The organism is Dietzia sp. ANT_WB102 (genome assembly GCF_008369165.1).
Classification (GTDB): Bacteria; Actinomycetota; Actinomycetes; order Mycobacteriales; family Mycobacteriaceae; genus Dietzia.
This window is the reverse complement of the sequence record NZ_VOBA01000002.1, coordinates 166,106-181,065: the sequence shown is the minus strand read 5'-3', so window position 1 is coordinate 181,065 and position 14,960 is coordinate 166,106. Positions and strand designations below refer to the sequence as shown.

Sequence of the window (14,960 nt, the reverse complement as noted above, 5' to 3'; positions counted from 1 at the left end):
CCCCTCGGTCAATACCCGGGCAGGGACGGGTCGACATCGCGTGTCCACGCCTCGATCCCCCCTGCCAACGACCGGACCCAGTCGAAACCGGCGCCGGACAGCGTCGTGGCGGCGCGGGCGGATCGCACACCGGACTTGCAGTACAGGACCAGCGGACCCCGGGCGGCCGCACGTCCGAGGACCCCGGTCGGATCTGCGGCGACCTCGGCGATCGAATCCAGCGGCACCCAGACGGACGGGTCGATCCGGGCGATGGACCGCTCTCCCGCCCCGCGGACGTCCACGAGCACTGGGGCGAGCGCACCGGAGTGTCCGGCCTCCGCCAACTCCTGCGCGAGCTCGACAGCGGTGACGGTCGGAACGGACGCGATTTCGGGGGCCGGCACCTCACAGGAGACGTCGTCGGCCCCGTCGGGCAACTGGGTGACCGGGTCCCTGGACGGATCCGGTCGGATCGTCACGGTCCGGTGGGTGGAGTCGAGCAGATCCATCAGCACGAGCCGGCCGAGCAGCGGCCGGCCCGCGCCGGTGACGAGCTTGACCGCCTCCATGGCCATCATCGATCCGACCGTGCCGCACAGCGCGCCCACGACGCCGGCCTCGGCACAGCTGGGCACCGAACCCGGCGGCGGCGGAGACGGATAGAGATCCCGCAGCGTCACCGGGTCGGCGGGCTCGGGTGGTCGCGACCAGAACACGGCAAGCTGCGCCCGGAAGCGGTCGATGGTGCCCCAGATGAGCGGGATCCCGGCGATCTCGCACGCGTCGGACACCAGGTACCGGGTCGCGAAGTTATCGCTGCCATCGATCACGAGATGATGGCCCTCGAGCAGGGCACTGATGTTCAGGGCATCGAGCCGCGTGTGAAGTGCGTCGACCCGGACCCCCGGCGCCAACTCCGCCAGCCGGTCTCGGGCCGAGTCCACCTTCGGTCGGCCCACCGCCCCCACGGAGTGGATGACCTGCCGGTGCAGGTTGCCGAGGTCCACCTCGTCGTCGTCGACGACCGTGATCCGTCCGACGCCCGCCGCGGCGAGGTACATGAGCACCGGGGCGCCCAAGCCGCCGGCCCCCACCACGAATACCGACGCGGCCCGCAGGCGACGTTGACCCACGTCGCCGATCGCGCCCAGGAGCAAGTGGCGTGAATACCGCTCCCGCTCCTCCCTGCTGAGGTCGGAGACCGGGTCCACCAGGGGCGGCAGGGTGCGGTCTGCTGATCCGCCCACGGCGCTCATCCCGCCACCGGGGGCCCGTCGGGGAACGGCCACGCGTTGTACCGACACGTTGCGTCGTTGTCTGGGACGACACCCTCGGGGTCCAGTTGGTGGATCTCGCCGTTGTTCACCCCGAACGTCTGCTGCATCATGATCGGCGCCAGGGCCCCGTCCGCGGGGCACGGCGCGTGCGCCGGATGACCGACCGCATGGCCGACCTCATGGTTGACGAGGTACTGGCGATACGAGCCGATGTCGCCTTGGAAAGACCTGGCTCCGCGCACCCAGCGCGCGAGGTTGAGGTAGACGCGTCCCGTGGCGGAGTTGTAGCAACTCGCCTCGAGCTCGATGTCATACCCACAGTTCTCGCGGACAGTGATGGGGCTGGCCAGCGAGACTCGGAACGTGGGGTCCTGTTCCGTGATCCGCTGGAAGGCGACGGCGCCGTCAGCCGTCCAGCTCTTGGGGTTCGCGAGGGTCGCGTCGACCATCCTGGCGACCGAGTCGTCCCCGCCGAAGTCGACGGTGTCTATCCCGTCCTCGATCTCCACGCTGTAGGTGAACCGCTCTGCGGTCTGACGCCCCACCAGATCCGTCCCCCCGGGGACGATCCTGAATTCGCCGCTCGCGGCCCCGATGAAGGGCCCCCCCTCGGGCAACTCTCCGCTGGGCGGGACCTCGCCGTTCGAGGGCACACCGAGAATGGCCGGCGTCTCCTCGGCCCGGGCCACCTGGTTCTCATCCGATCCTCCCGGCGAGGCGACCGCGTCGCCGATCACCAAGGCAGTGAGCACCACGAGCACCGGGATCGCGTACGCTCGCCAGCCCCAAGTGGAGAAAAACCGACCGATCGGGGTCTGGCGCGGCAGGTGATCCCGCGATCCGGGAACCGACCTTCGACGGCCCGGAGCCGACTCCTGAGGGTCCCACGGCGCGCGCAGCGGCTCTCCGTGCGGAGGGTAGTACGGCGCCCGCTGACGGTCCCCGGGGTCCACACCGCCCGACATCCGGCGACGGCCGTCACTCATCCGTGCACCTCCACGTCCGCTCCTCGGTCACGGTCTCCACAATCCCACATGCCGGGTGACCACGTCCTCCCGCACTCCACCGCTGCAGGTATTGTCCGTCTGGCCCGGACGACTGTCGACTCCCGCCCGGGCGGACAAGGAGCCAGCAGATGACGAGCCCGGACGGAACCTTCCCGGCCGCCGCGGGCCGGACCAGGGCGGCCCGACTCCCTCGCGGGGCCCGGCGCAGCCAACTGATCGACGCCGCCGGCACCGTGTTCGTCGACCAAGGCTTCCACGCGTCCGGGATGGACAGCATCGCCGTCCTGGCCGGAGTCTCGAAGCCGGTCCTCTATCAGCATTTCGATTCCAAACGCGACTTGTACATCGAGGTACTGAGGCACCACGTAGACGAACTGCTCGGACGCATCCGCGCAGCACTGGAATCGACCTCGGACAACAGGCGCCGAGTCGAGGCTGCGGTCGACACGTTCTTCGCCTACGCCGACTCCGACACCCGCGGGTTCCGGCTGGTCTTCTACTCCGAGTCCGGTGACGAAGCCGTCCGTCGCGAACTCGACAGGGCCACCGACGGCTGCATCGACGCGGTCCACGACCTCGTGCGCGGCGACTCCGGACTCGATGCCCACCGCTCGCGACTGTTGGCCGTCGGACTGGTCGGCGCGAGCCGGGTCAGCGCCGGTCACTGGCTCGACGCAGGCCGTCCGATCCCGCGCGCGGACGCCGTCTCCACAACCGTCACCCTCTGCTGGGGCGGACTGTCGAAGATCCCCCGCCACGGAGGGGATCGGCCCGGCCCGGAGTCCTAGGCCCGGGCCGGGGGCCACGGAGGGGTCAGACCCTCAGGAGAGGAACCCGACCGCGCGGCGTGCCGACTCGCCGATCTCGACGTAGGCCACCCGATCAGTGGACACGAGGTAGCAGCGACCCTTCTCGTCCTCGAGTTCCAGGACTGCCTTGGCTTCCGCGGTCAGGGCTGCCTCGACGCGCTTCTGCACGTCCTCGGGCGCCATCCCGGTCTTGAACACGAGCTCACGGTTGCTGTCGGCGATGCCGATCTTGACCTCCACGGTGCCTGCCTTTCTCGTTATTGGCGCATGTCACGCCGTCATCAGTGAAATGTGAGGTCCAGGCTAGCCCGACGCGCTCGAAAGGCGGCGGCACGGGATAGGATGTGGACACGTGGATCACTCCCCGGATCCGGATCGCTCCGGCGTCGGGCGTGACGGATCCCGTGGAAATGTGCGCGCGCCCCGCTCGCGAGGCCGGACCTTGTGCGGCCCCAACCCTCCGCGCGCGAGACGAGAAAGGCACCGCCCTGTCCACCACAGATGTCACCACCGAAGAAGTAGATGGAATGGCCACGACGACAGCCGTCGTCGACGCCCCGTCCTCCGACTCCTCCCCCAGCTTCGCCGAACTCGGCGTCCGCCCAGAGATCGTCACCGCGCTCGCCGAACGCGGTATCACCCACACCTTCGCCATCCAGGAACTCACCCTCCCACTGGCACTGGCGGGCTCTGACCTCATCGGTCAGGCCAGAACCGGCATGGGAAAAACGTACGGGTTCGGCGTCCCGTTGCTGCACCGCATCGCGACCGGCGAGGCCACCCGGACGCTTGACGGCACCCCGCGCGCCCTGGTGATCGTCCCCACCCGCGAACTGTGCATCCAGGTCACCCAGGACCTCAAGATCGCTGCCACTGGCCTCACCGCGCCCTCCGGCTCCGGCACCCGCCCGCTCAAGGTCCTCGCGATCTACGGCGGTACGCCCTACGAGCAGCAGACCGAGGCCCTGGAGAAGGGCGTCGACGTGGTCGTGGGCACTCCCGGTCGACTACTCGATCTCGCAAACCAGTCAAAGCTCGTGCTGGGCAAAGTCGAGGCCCTTGTCCTGGACGAGGCCGACGAGATGCTGGACCTGGGGTTCCTGCCCGACATCGAGAAGCTGCTGCGCATGGTGCCGGAAAAGCGCCAGACCATGCTGTTCTCGGCTACCATGCCGGGCCCGATCATCACCCTGGCACGCACGTTCCTCACCAAGCCCACTCATATTCGCGCCGAGGCCGCCGATTCCGGGGCCACCCACGAGAACACCACCCAGTACGTCTACCGGGCCCATTCGCTCGACAAACCTGAGCTGGTGGCCCGAATTCTGCAGGCCGAGGGTCGGGGCGCCACCATGATCTTCTGCCGCACCAAGCGTACCGCCCAGAAACTGGCCGACGATCTCGCGGAACGAGGCTTCCGGGTGGGAGCAATCCACGGCGACCTCGGCCAAGGCGCGCGCGAGAAATCGCTCAAGGCGTTCCGCACCGGTGACGTCGACGTGCTCGTCGCCACCGATGTCGCGGCCCGCGGAATCGATGTCGATGACGTCACCCACGTCATCAACTACCAGTGCCCCGAGGACGAGAAGACCTACGTACACCGGATCGGCCGCACCGGGCGGGCCGGGCGGAAGGGCGTCGCCGTCACCCTCGTGGACTGGGACGACCTACCCCGGTGGGGCCTGATCGACAAGGCCCTCGGGCTCGACTCCGGTGAACCCGCCGAAACCTACTCGACCTCCTCGCACCTACGGTCCGATCTCGGGATCCCCGAGAGTGCCGGGGGGCGTGTCGGTGCCGCCACCGGAACCGGCTCCGGCCGCCGTTCCGCCGAGCGCGACCCACGGGGGCCCGCCGGGGACTCCGGGACCGGGTCGAGGTCCCGCCAGCGACGTACCCGGACCGGCGCCTCCGGCGCGGATGGGCGCCCGACGCCCACGACGGCAGATGGCCACGCTCCTGGGACTGCGACCGGGGAAGATGCAGCAGCCTCCGGGGAAGCACTCGCGCGGCGCCGCCGTCGCCGTCGGCGCCCCTCGTCGTCAGATCAAGCCGGTCGGGACTGACCGGGCCAGCGGCGTCCCCCCACACTGCACGTGCGCGCACGCAGACCCGACACCGGCGCCAGGGGCCGGAGACCCTCCCTCGTGCCCTCCGAGCGGAGAACACGACGTGACCTGGTGACCACAGCCGTCATCATCGTCGTCATGGCGGTGGTGGCTGGCGCCGTGCTGCTGTCGGGCAGCGCCGCCCGGTCACAGTTCCGCACCGCCGATGACGACCAACCCGTCTACGGTCCCGCCGTCGCTCGGCCTACGTCGCTCCAACCCCTGTGGTCGCACACGTCGGAGGGCACGGGCGACCCGCTGACGACAAAGGGCAACCTCGTCACCATCGACGACGACGGGACCCTCATAGGGCGCGATGCCGGCTCAGGCGATCAGCAGTGGTCCTACTCGCACGCGGGCCGACCGTGTGCGGCCGTGTTTTACGCCGACATCCTGGCTGCGGCCTTCGACGGAGCATCCGGCTGCAGCGACGTCACCGCCCTCGACCCCACGACCCAGCAGTACACGAGCACCCGACAGAGTGCTTTTCCGGATGTCATGCAAGTGACAGCGACTTGGCGGCACGCGCTCGCGTCGAGCGCCGACCGGCTCGAGATCTGGCGCGACGATCTTGTCCGCACCGTCGAGTACGGCGCCGTCGAGGCGCCCCAGGAAGCGGGCATGCAACCACGCGTCGACTGCACACTCGGAACGGCGGACCTCACGGACGACCGTTTCGCCGTCGCCGAACACTGCCCCGGTGACGACTCCGCACGCTTGACGTTGTCCGAGACCGTCCCCGACGACAGTCGCAAACCCGAGGAGATCGCCTCGGACACCACAGGGGCCGACGACCTCTGGATAATCGACGTCAGTGACGAGGGCGTCCTCGCACTCACCGACCGGGATGGTGCCTGGGCCGTCGAATGGTTCACCGCCCCGCGTCAGTACTCCCCCGTCCTGCGACTGGACTCCGAACCAGCGAAAAAGCCGGGCCTCACGACCCTCTCCGGCGACGACACCCAGGCACGGTGGTTCGACGGCGCATCCACCCACGCTTTCAAGACCGATAGCGGCCAGCATGCCTGGACGACGGGTGGGACCACCGGCCCAGGACTGACTGGCGGGTGGTCACGCGACCCCGACGTGCGCACCTCACGCGACTGGGTGCTCCTACCCGTTGTCGGCGGTTTCGGCCTCCTGGACCACGACACGGGGCTCGAGACCCTCCGCCTTCCCGCCTCGTCCACGGAGGGTGAGGGTGTCACCGGGCTGGCACAGATCGGCGACATACTCTACGAACGCCGGGCTGGCGCCATCCACGCCTACAAGCTGATTGCCTGACCGGGCCGCGCCGGTCGACTGCCGTCGTCAGGCGGCGTACCACGCGATCGACTCGCGCCGGAACAACGCCACCAGGGCGGTCGCACACACCACCGCGAGCACGATCCCGGGCAGGTACTGGTGCGAGCCCACCCCCACGTACCAGGCGACGAAGAGCAACAACAGTTCGGCGATCACCACAAGCCCACGCCCCCACCGCAGCCCTCGCAGCAGCCCCACTCCGGCGGCCAATAATCCGCCCCCGAGAATCGCGAACCACAGGGCGGTCCCGTAACCGCTGATGACCACGGTCTCCTCGCGATGGCCGCCGATCGCACGGACCAACAAGACCACCGCGACGGCTACACCGATCAGCCCCTGACCAGATGCGATCCAGCCCGCGAGCCGGACCGGGCCGGGGATCGAGTCCGGTAGGTCAGCCGGGATACGGTGCTCATCAGGTCGACTCACGTTCACCTCTCAAGACTATGCGGCGTCGAATTCACGATGTCGCGCAGCCCGCGCGGACCCCACTTCACTTAGGTCATTACCGCCTCTGGGGTGCGGTAACGCGCCGATTTGACAACCCGCGTGACGTTTACCACATACGCAATCAAGAGGGTTGACTTGTCAGGGAATCATGGCACGATCAGTCGTAACAGCGCAGACACACCGTGTTTGCCTTGCCTTAACCGGGAGCCACTCCAGTTGGAGCGAGCCCGCGGAGCGGGTAGTACCCCCACCATTTCGCCGGGAGTCATCGAACACGCTCGTTCTCGTGCTGACCATACAGGTCCGCGCGTGAACGACGTTTTTTCGTGCTGCCCGGTGCACCCGATCACGGCCTCATATCGAAGGAGTTCCCATGGACTGGCGCCACAAGGCCATCTGTCGCGACGAGGATCCCGAGCTGTTCTTCCCCGTCGGCAATTCCGGACCCGCCCTCGCACAGATCGCCGAGGCGAAAATCGTCTGCAACCGTTGCCCTGTCACCGCAGAATGCCTGACTTGGGCCCTCGAGTCCGGCCAGGACGCCGGCGTGTGGGGCGGCATGAGCGAAGATGAGCGTCGCGCGCTCAAGCGCCGCCGCGCCCGCACCCGCACCGCGGTCTGACGCACATCGCTTGACGCGCTTGTCGTCCGGACACAGACGACGATCACACGAGAGGCCGGTTCCCGCCCCGATCAGGGTGGGAACCGGCCTCTCCGCGTAGCGGCAGTCGATCGTCAGCTGATGACCGCGATGAGGTCCCCCGCCTGGATGACGTCCCCTGGCTTCACCGCGACCTCGGTCACGGTCCCCGAGGTCTCACACAGCACCGGGATCTCCATCTTCATCGACTCCAGGAGCACGATTGTGTCGCCCTCGGCGACCTCGGTGCCGATCGCCGCGACGACCTCCATGACGTTCGCGACCATTTCGGCACGGACCTGTTCAGCCATATGGATAGTTCCTCTTCTTCCTCGACAACGGCCCCCGGACACCTCCAATGCAACCACACGGGGCCGCGCATGGAAGACTTGTCCACTGACGAAAGGAGGCGACCATGAGCAAGCGTGGCCGCAAGAGGCGGGATCGCCGTAAGAAGAACGCCAACCACGGTAAGCGTCCGAACAGCTGAGTCCGGACCCCGTAGACGAGAAAGGGCGGGCACCTGACCGGTGCCCGCCCTTTTCTGTACCTCCCGAGCGTCTGCGGCTCAGGTGATGTCGCGTTGCTCGACGGTCGTGTGGCGGTGAACCACCGTCGTGCCATCCGCATCCGTCGTGGTCACCGTGGTGCGCCGAATCTCCACCATGAGGCGTTCACGCAATCCGGTGGGCGCCTTCTCGCAGCACGAACTGGAGAGCTTGGCCTTGAGACGACGCTCCGACAGGAACAGCTCCCGGCAATCAGGGCAGCCGGCGAGATGATGCTCGAGACGCGAACGGCAGGCATCGTCACACTCGAGATCCACCAGCAGGGACAGGTCGCGCTTCGCCGACTGGCAGTCGATCTCGTCTAGTCGTGGGTCGTGCTCCCTCATCACTTCGCCCCCTCCTCACGACCGCGGCCGAAACCACGCTCGGTGGCGACGTCGCGCAACAGCTCGCGCAACTGCTTGCGCCCTCGGTGCAGACGCGACATCACGGTCCCCAGTGGGGTGTCCATGATCTCCGCGATCTCCTTGTATGGCAGGTCCTGGACGTCCGCGTAGTAGACCGCCATCCGGAACTCCTCCGGCAGCTGGGCCAGCGCCGCGCGGATCTCGTCGTCCGGCAGCAGTTCCATTGCCTCGACCTCGGCCGAACGCAAGCCGGTCGAGGTGTGCTCGGCCGCGGCGGCCAACTGCCAGTCCGTAATCTCGTCAGTCGGGTACTGCGCGGGCTGGCGCTGACGCTTCCGGTAGTGGTTGATGTACGCGTTGGTGAGGATGCGGTGCATCCAGGCACGGAAGTTGGTCCCCGGCTTGAACGAGTGGAACCCGGCGAACGCCTTGGCGTACGCCTCTTGCACCAGGTCCTCCGCATCAGCGGGATTCCGGGTCATCCGCAAGGCCGCTCCGTAGAGCTGGTCGAGGAGTGGCATTGCCAGTTCCTCGAACTTCTCCGCGCGCTGGTCTGCCTCGTCGGGCTGCAACTCGGTCGGCAACCGGAACTCCTCACCTGTCGATGTCCCGGAGTCTAACTGCACGCCCGGGGCGTCGAGGACCGCGGTCCGCATCGCACCCTCCTTCCCAGACCCGGGACATACCCCGGGCACTTGCCTACCAATAACGCGAACGGCTGCTGAGGTATTCCGGGAGGGCCACGCGCTAGGCTCCCCTGACGTGGGCAGCAGGAACAGAAAGAGCGGCGCCGCGGCGACTCCGGCGATCGCCGCGTTGCGTGATGCCGGCATCGAGCACGTGGTGCACACCTATGACTCGACCGATCGCGACTATGGCGAAGAGGCCGCCCGCGTGATGGGTGATCGTCTGGGAGTGGACGCGGACCGCGTGCTCAAGACACTGGTCCTGGCTACCGACAGACCACCCGAGGGGTTCCGGGTTTCACTGGCGGTGGCCGTCCTGCCCGTGACGACCTCGCTGGACCTCAAGGCCGCAGCCGTCGCCCTGGGATGCGGTAGGGCCGCTCTCGCACCTGTCGAGATCGCGGAGAAGTCCACTGGGTACGTCGTCGGAGGGGTGTCACCTGTCGGCCAGAAGCGGCGCCTCGCGACGGTGGTGGACACCTCAGCGCTCGACCACCCCACGATCCTGTGCAGCGCCGGTAGACGCGGGTGGGAGATCGAACTCGCGCCCGCGGACCTGGTGGCGATCACCCGGGCCGAGACCGCACCGATATCGACGGGTCAACGGGGGGCACGACTGACTAACAGCGCCCGGTGACAACGACCTATACCCGGGGACGGTGCGACTAGAACAGTGTCCCCTCGGCGGGGTCGACCGGCCGCACCAGCTCCGGCCCGTCGTTACGCACGTTGGACACCGCCGTCGACACAGGCCTGATCTCTACCGACTCGGCCCACGCACCCAGGTCACCGCCCGCGCCGTCCACCAGCGCCCGCGGGTCACCCATCACCTCCGGATCGAGCCAGTCCCCGAGCACATCTGGGTGCACGACAAGCGGCATACGGTCATGGACCCGGCGCAACGACCCGATTGCTTCCGTCGTGAGGATCGTGCACGACAGCTGCGTGACCGTCTCGTCCACCGGGTCGCGTCGGGCCTCCCACAATCCGGCCATGAGCAGACCACGGTCGCCCGGCAGGCTCATGTAATACGGCTGCTTGGGTCCCGACTTCCCGCCGGAGGTCGTGGGCTCGCCCGGCACCCACTCGTACCAACCGTCCATCGGGATCACGCAGTGGCGGCGGGCGACCGCGTTCCGAAACGACGGCTTCTCGAACGCGGTCTCCACCCGGGCGTTGAACAGAGTGGGCAACCGCTGTGTGTCCTTGGCCCACGACGGGACCAGCCCCCACCGCATGGCACGCAGCACCCGCCGAGGCGTACCCGGGCCTGCCACCACACCCGGTCCGGCCTGCTCGTCGAGCCACTCCTCGCGTGGTGCGTCCAGCGCCAGCACCGGGATGGCGGTGGTGGGCGCGATGTTGAACCGCGGCGCGCCGGGCGCGATGACGGGGAACAGTCCGGGGGGCGGGAAGGTCGCCTCGTCGACCGCGTCCAGTTCGACCGCGAGCCGAGCCGGGTCCGAGGAGAGCGAAAACCGTCCACACATGCCGACATCCTTGCACCCGGGTCCTCCGGAGGCCGCCGCGATGGGCGACAATGGCCAGGTGAGTCATTGGAACGCACCCGTCGCCGCCGGCCCAGTGGACGCGGATGTCACCGTCCCCGGGTCCAAGTCGTTGACCAACCGCGCCCTGGTGCTCGCGGCGCTGGCCGACGGGCCCTCCCGCCTCGTCGGCACCCTGCGCAGCCGGGACACCGACCTCATGATCGCGGCGCTGCAGGCACTGGGGACGCGCGTCGAGGGCCCGTTCGGTCCGCTCGCACCAGAAGAGACGGACCTCGTCATCACCCCCGGGACGTTGCAGGGGGCCGACGTCCAGTGTGGCCTTGCCGGCACCGTGATGCGCTTCGTGCCCCCCGTCGCCGTCTTGGCCACCGGCCGATCCACCTTCGACGGCGACCCCGCGGCACGCGTCCGCCCGCAGGCGACGGTGCTCGACGCGCTGCGTTCACTCGGCGCGGAGATCACCGGGAACAGCCTGCCGTTCAGCATCGACGGCCGCGGCTCGCTGCGTGGTGGCCGCGTCGAGATGGACGCCTCCGCCTCCTCCCAGTTCGTCTCCGGCCTGCTGCTCTCGGCCGCGCGGTTCGACGAGGGCGCCGAGCTGGTCCATGTCGGCTCCTCGTCGGTCCCCTCGGGTCCGCACATCGAGATGACCGTCGAGATGCTCCGGGAGTCCGGCGTCACCGTCGACGAGCCGACGCCCGCGTCCTGGCGGGTCGCCCCGGGTCCGATCACAGCCGTGGACAGGGTCGTCGAGCCGGACCTGTCCAACGCCACCCCGTTCCTCGCTGCCGCCGCGGTCACCGGCGGGACGGTCCGCATCCCGCATTGGCCGGTCACCACGACCCAGCCCGGGGACGCCATCCGCGGCATCCTGCGAGACATGGGTGCGTCCGTGACGCTCGACGCCGCGGACGGTGCGAGCCACGGCACCCTCGTCGTCGTCGGACCCGGGCGCCTCTCCGCCGTCGATAAGGACTTGTCCGCCATCGGCGAGCTCACCCCCACTGTCGCCGCGCTGTGCGCTTTCGCCGACGGTCCCTCCAAGCTCACCGGGATCGCACACCTACGTGGGCACGAGACCGACCGCCTCGCCGCGCTGGCAGCCGAACTCGGTGCCGTGGGGTGCGGTGTCACCGAACTCGACGACGGACTCGAGATCACCCCGGCCCCGCTGCACGGCGCCCCGTGGCGCGCCTACGCCGACCACCGCATGGCCACCGCCGGTGCCATCGTCGGCCTCGTTGTCCCGGGCGTCGAGGTCGACGACGTCGAGTCCACGTCAAAGACCATGCCCGGTTTCACCACGATGTGGGCCGACATGCTCACCGGCCAGAGCTGACGGGCGGCCATGCCGAGCGGACGGGGTGCAGGGAACGCACGCGGGTGGGACGAGACCGACGTCCGGATCAGGCCCGGGAAGGGCTCACGCCCGCGGACTAAACGCCGGCCCAGCCACTCGGACGCCGCCGCCGCGATGGTCGTCGCAGTGGACCGCGGGCGTTGGGGCTGCGTTCTGCTGGACGACGGGCCCGAGCGCACCGCAGGCACCCGTGTCGTCGCCATGCGGGCCCGGGAGCTGGGCCGGACCCCCGTGGTCGTGGGTGACCACGTGGGTGTGGTCGGCGATCTCACCGGCGCGCGGGACACCCTCGCCCGGATCGTCCGCGTCGAGGAGCGCTCCACGGTGCTGCGCCGGACCGCCGACGACTCCGACCCCTACGAGCGGGTGGTGGTCGCCAACGCCGAACTGCTGCTCATCGTGGTGGCCGTTGCCGACCCACCGCCGCGGGCCGGGTTCGTCGCGCGCGCTCTCGTGGCCGCCTACACCGGGGGGCTCGAACCGGTCCTGTGCCTGACCAAGGGTGACCTCGACGACCCGTCGGTGTTCGCCGCCGAGTTCGCCGAACTCGACGTGCCGGTGCTGCGGGTGGGCGTCGACGACGAGTTGAGTGACCTCCACGAGCTGATCGACGGCCGGATCTCAGCCATGATCGGACACTCGGGTGTCGGAAAATCGACGTTGGTCAACCGCTTGGTTCCCGATGCGGAAAGGGCGACGGGCGTGGTCTCAGGGGTGGGCAAGGGCCGGCACACCTCCACCCAGTCGGTCGCGCTCGAACTGGCGACCGGTGGTTGGGTGGTGGACACTCCGGGAATCCGCAGTTTCGGGCTGGCACACGTCTCCCCCGACGACGTGGTCGCCGCCTTCTCCGACCTCGACGAGGTCGCTCGCGACTGCCCGCGCGGCTGCACTCATCAGGGCCCGCCCGCGGACCCCGAGTGCGCCTTCGACACGATCGTCGACCCGGCCGTGCACCGGCGGGCCCTGGCCGTGCGCGAACTGCTCGGGGCACTTCAGTCCAACGATCCGTGGGCGCTGGGGCAGGACCACGACTGACCCCGCTGGTCCGACGGTCCGGGGCCTGCGCGACCCGCACCGGAAGCGGGGCGCTGGCTAATCGATCAGATCTTGAGCTCGACGTCCCCCAGCGCCACGGAGACGCAGGTCTGGATCCGCTCCCCCGGCCCGTGGTCGGTTCCATTGCGCAGGTCGCGCACGTGGCCCTCCTCCAGGCCCACCACGCACGTCTGGCAGATGCCCATGCGGCAACCGAACGGCATCTGCACACCTACACTCTCCCCGCCCTCGAGGATTGTGGTGGCGCCGTCGAGTTCCACCGACTTACCAGTGGAGCCGAATGTGACCGTCCCACCCGAGGCTCCCGCGTTCCGATCCACGGTGAAACGCTCGACGTGCAAGTCGTCTCGCCCGGTGGCCTCGAAGTGCTCCGTCAGCTCATCGAGCATCGCCGAGGGGCCACACGCCCACGTCGGACGCTCCGACCAGTCCTGCACGAGCGCCGACATCTGCTCGGAGTTGATGCGGCCGTCCTCGCTGGTCACGCGCACGTGCAGGGTGTAGCCCGGTTGGGTGCGCTCCAACGCGAGCAGTTCGTCGTGGAAAAGCGCGTCCTCACGATTCCTGATCGAGTGGACGTGGACCACGTCGGGGAACCGCTCATCCGCCGATCTCCGGTCCAACGACCGCAGCATCCCCATGACCGGGGTGATGCCCGAGCCGGCGGTGACGAACATCAGCTTGTCGGGCGTGGGAGAGGGCAGGTGGAAGTCACCGGCCGGCGCCTGCAGCCGGACGATGGTCCCCGGCTCGACCGTTCCGACGATGTGGTTGCTCAGCAAGCCCTCCGGCATGGCCTTGACTGTCACCGAATACTCGCCACGGCCGCTTGTGGGCGCGGAGGTCAGTGAATACGACCGCCACGTCCACCGGCCGTTGAGCAGGACGCCGATCCCCAAGTACTGGCCGGGACGGTACTCGGGCATGGCACCCCAACCGGGCTTGATCACGAGGGTTACGGCGTCATCGGCCTCGCGACGCACGGAGACGACCTCACCGCGCAGCTCGCGCGAGGACCACAGCGGGTAGATGAGCGACGAGTAATCGTCCATCTTCAGTGGGTGGGTGAGGCGGTTGATCAACCTGCGCGCCCCCCGCGGCTCCGGAACCCGCGCGGCCGCTGCCCGAAGGACACGATTGAGCCCTCTTCTCGACTCGGACACTGGTGCCTCCTAGAACCCGGATATGTGTGGCCCGCGGGTCGGACCGACGGTTCCGGGCGATGAACCTACGGTAGCGTAGGTTCCCCTCCGGCGGGACAACCCGGGGCGACTTTTCATCCGCACCGGTCCGGGCAGTCGGGTATCAGAGCAGCGTGAGCAGGAATGGAAGCTCCACGGCGTCGTACCATGCCAGATCCACGTCCAGTGCGTCGCCGACCGTCAGTTCGGCGTCCTCGTCCCCCAGATCGGCTCGGTCCACCGCCTCGACTGCGTCCTTCACGAGGTCTACGGCCCCGGCCAGGTCCACGTGGACGGCGGCGATGTCGGCGGTCTCCACTGTGCCGCCAGTCAGCCGCACCACGGCGGTGTCCAGATCCGGACGCAGCTGCACGCGCTCGTCGGGGGCATCGACGCTCACTACCACCCGTCGGTACGGGTGTGCCTCATGTGCGGTCCCGGAGTCGAGTTCCCCGCCGAGCAGCCTGAGCGACGCTCGGGCCGCCTCGAGGAACGCGACGTGCTCGATCTCCTCCATGTCGCCCTCCGCGTAGGACTCGACGAGCGCAGGGGTCGCCGCGAACGTAGTCCCGCTCCGCACCGGCATCTCGCCCGCCTCGAGCAAGGTCTCGAGCATCGTCAGGGTGGCGGGGATGAACAAGCGCATGGTGGGACCTCCTGGGGTGGGGG

General features: G+C 68.8%; 18 protein-coding genes. 8 read left to right on the top strand and 10 right to left on the bottom strand.

Translation table 11 applies throughout. From position 1 onward, the window contains the following. Nucleotides 1-8: 8 nt before the first annotated feature. Together FQ137_RS12555 and FQ137_RS12550 are read right to left on the bottom strand one after the other, a co-directional pair. Nucleotides 9-1,238: a ThiF family adenylyltransferase gene (locus tag FQ137_RS12555; protein ID WP_255584255.1), complete on the bottom strand. Its 1,230-nt coding sequence runs from the start codon at nucleotides 1,236-1,238 to the stop codon at nucleotides 9-11. After that, on the bottom strand, nucleotides 1,235-2,245 hold the full coding sequence (locus tag FQ137_RS12550) for a DUF3152 domain-containing protein (RefSeq protein WP_149292968.1): 1,011 nt from the start codon (nucleotides 2,243-2,245) through the stop codon (nucleotides 1,235-1,237). Before FQ137_RS12550 ends, FQ137_RS12555 begins: the two co-directional genes overlap by 4 nt. A 149-nt stretch (nucleotides 2,246-2,394) precedes the next feature. Here FQ137_RS12550 and FQ137_RS12545 point away from each other — a divergent pair, with 149 nt between their 5' ends. Then, a complete protein-coding gene (locus tag FQ137_RS12545) occupies nucleotides 2,395-3,054 on the top strand; it encodes a TetR/AcrR family transcriptional regulator (protein ID WP_149292967.1) in 660 nt (219 codons plus the stop codon). A 33-nt stretch (nucleotides 3,055-3,087) separates the two neighbouring features. Here the strand turns inward: FQ137_RS12545 and FQ137_RS12540 are convergent, their stop codons facing one another. Next, entirely contained in the window at nucleotides 3,088-3,315 is a 228-nt protein-coding gene (locus tag FQ137_RS12540; protein WP_149292966.1) for a DUF3107 domain-containing protein, read from the bottom strand. Nucleotides 3,316-3,602: 287 nt separating this feature from the next. Between FQ137_RS12540 and FQ137_RS12535 the strand changes: the two genes are divergently transcribed. Together FQ137_RS12535 and FQ137_RS12530 are read left to right on the top strand one after the other, a co-directional pair. After that, the gene (locus FQ137_RS12535) at nucleotides 3,603-5,141 is read left to right on the top strand and encodes a DEAD/DEAH box helicase (protein ID WP_149292965.1); all 1,539 of its coding nucleotides are present in this window, start codon (nucleotides 3,603-3,605) and stop codon (nucleotides 5,139-5,141) included. 114 nt (nucleotides 5,142-5,255) lie between these two features. Further along, the gene (locus FQ137_RS12530) at nucleotides 5,256-6,467 is read left to right on the top strand and encodes a PQQ-like beta-propeller repeat protein (RefSeq protein ID WP_255584254.1); all 1,212 of its coding nucleotides are present in this window, start codon (nucleotides 5,256-5,258) and stop codon (nucleotides 6,465-6,467) included. Between the two features lie 27 nt (nucleotides 6,468-6,494). On the opposite strand, the gene FQ137_RS12525 is transcribed toward FQ137_RS12530, so the two are convergent. Beyond that, the gene (locus tag FQ137_RS12525; protein WP_149292963.1) at nucleotides 6,495-6,923 is read right to left on the bottom strand and encodes a hypothetical protein; all 429 of its coding nucleotides are present in this window, start codon (nucleotides 6,921-6,923) and stop codon (nucleotides 6,495-6,497) included. A 388-nt stretch (nucleotides 6,924-7,311) separates the two neighbouring features. Here FQ137_RS12525 and FQ137_RS12520 point away from each other — a divergent pair, with 388 nt between their 5' ends. Further along, nucleotides 7,312-7,560 (top strand): WhiB family transcriptional regulator, encoded by a 249-nt coding sequence (locus FQ137_RS12520; protein ID WP_149292962.1) that lies wholly within the window; start codon nucleotides 7,312-7,314, stop codon nucleotides 7,558-7,560. Between the two features lie 113 nt (nucleotides 7,561-7,673). On the opposite strand, the gene FQ137_RS12515 is transcribed toward FQ137_RS12520, so the two are convergent. Continuing rightward, the gene (locus tag FQ137_RS12515) at nucleotides 7,674-7,889 is read right to left on the bottom strand and encodes a biotin/lipoyl-binding carrier protein (protein ID WP_223146517.1); all 216 of its coding nucleotides are present in this window, start codon (nucleotides 7,887-7,889) and stop codon (nucleotides 7,674-7,676) included. A 104-nt stretch (nucleotides 7,890-7,993) separates the two neighbouring features. Between FQ137_RS12515 and FQ137_RS15710 the strand changes: the two genes are divergently transcribed. After that, nucleotides 7,994-8,068: a 50S ribosomal protein bL37 gene (locus tag FQ137_RS15710; protein ID WP_370452405.1), complete on the top strand. Its 75-nt coding sequence runs from the start codon at nucleotides 7,994-7,996 to the stop codon at nucleotides 8,066-8,068. Between the two features lie 78 nt (nucleotides 8,069-8,146). On the opposite strand, the gene FQ137_RS12510 is transcribed toward FQ137_RS15710, so the two are convergent. Further along, complete coding sequence (locus FQ137_RS12510; protein WP_149292961.1) at nucleotides 8,147-8,473, bottom strand: zf-HC2 domain-containing protein; 327 nt, start codon at nucleotides 8,471-8,473, stop codon at nucleotides 8,147-8,149. Further along, nucleotides 8,473-9,150: a sigma-70 family RNA polymerase sigma factor gene (locus FQ137_RS12505; RefSeq protein WP_149292960.1), complete on the bottom strand. Its 678-nt coding sequence runs from the start codon at nucleotides 9,148-9,150 to the stop codon at nucleotides 8,473-8,475. The genes FQ137_RS12510 and FQ137_RS12505 overlap by 1 nt, the downstream gene beginning before the upstream one ends. Nucleotides 9,151-9,256: 106 nt before the next feature. Between FQ137_RS12505 and FQ137_RS12500 the strand changes: the two genes are divergently transcribed. Beyond that, on the top strand, nucleotides 9,257-9,817 hold the full coding sequence (locus FQ137_RS12500; protein WP_255584252.1) for an aminoacyl-tRNA deacylase: 561 nt from the start codon (nucleotides 9,257-9,259) through the stop codon (nucleotides 9,815-9,817). 28 nt (nucleotides 9,818-9,845) lie between these two features. Here FQ137_RS12500 and FQ137_RS12495 read toward each other — a convergent pair whose 3' ends face one another. Continuing rightward, nucleotides 9,846-10,670 carry an SOS response-associated peptidase gene (locus FQ137_RS12495; protein ID WP_149292959.1) on the bottom strand — a complete coding sequence of 275 codons (825 nt, stop codon included), beginning with the start codon at nucleotides 10,668-10,670 and terminating at the stop codon, nucleotides 9,846-9,848. 40 nt (nucleotides 10,671-10,710) lie between these two features. Between FQ137_RS12495 and aroA the strand changes: the two genes are divergently transcribed. Together aroA and rsgA are read left to right on the top strand one after the other, a co-directional pair. Beyond that, nucleotides 10,711-12,030 carry a 3-phosphoshikimate 1-carboxyvinyltransferase gene (gene aroA, locus FQ137_RS12490; RefSeq protein WP_149293284.1) on the top strand — a complete coding sequence of 440 codons (1,320 nt, stop codon included), beginning with the start codon at nucleotides 10,711-10,713 and terminating at the stop codon, nucleotides 12,028-12,030. Nucleotides 12,031-12,039: 9 nt separating this feature from the next. Next, nucleotides 12,040-13,089, top strand: a complete 1,050-nt coding sequence (gene rsgA / locus FQ137_RS12485) for a ribosome small subunit-dependent GTPase A (RefSeq protein ID WP_149292958.1) — start codon at nucleotides 12,040-12,042, stop codon at nucleotides 13,087-13,089. Nucleotides 13,090-13,154: 65 nt separating this feature from the next. Here rsgA and FQ137_RS12480 read toward each other — a convergent pair whose 3' ends face one another. Further along, the gene (locus tag FQ137_RS12480) at nucleotides 13,155-14,273 is read right to left on the bottom strand and encodes a ferredoxin reductase (RefSeq protein WP_149292957.1); all 1,119 of its coding nucleotides are present in this window, start codon (nucleotides 14,271-14,273) and stop codon (nucleotides 13,155-13,157) included. A 142-nt stretch (nucleotides 14,274-14,415) separates the two neighbouring features. Further along, nucleotides 14,416-14,937: a hypothetical protein gene (locus FQ137_RS12475; RefSeq protein ID WP_149292956.1), complete on the bottom strand. Its 522-nt coding sequence runs from the start codon at nucleotides 14,935-14,937 to the stop codon at nucleotides 14,416-14,418. Nucleotides 14,938-14,960 lie beyond the last annotated feature (23 nt).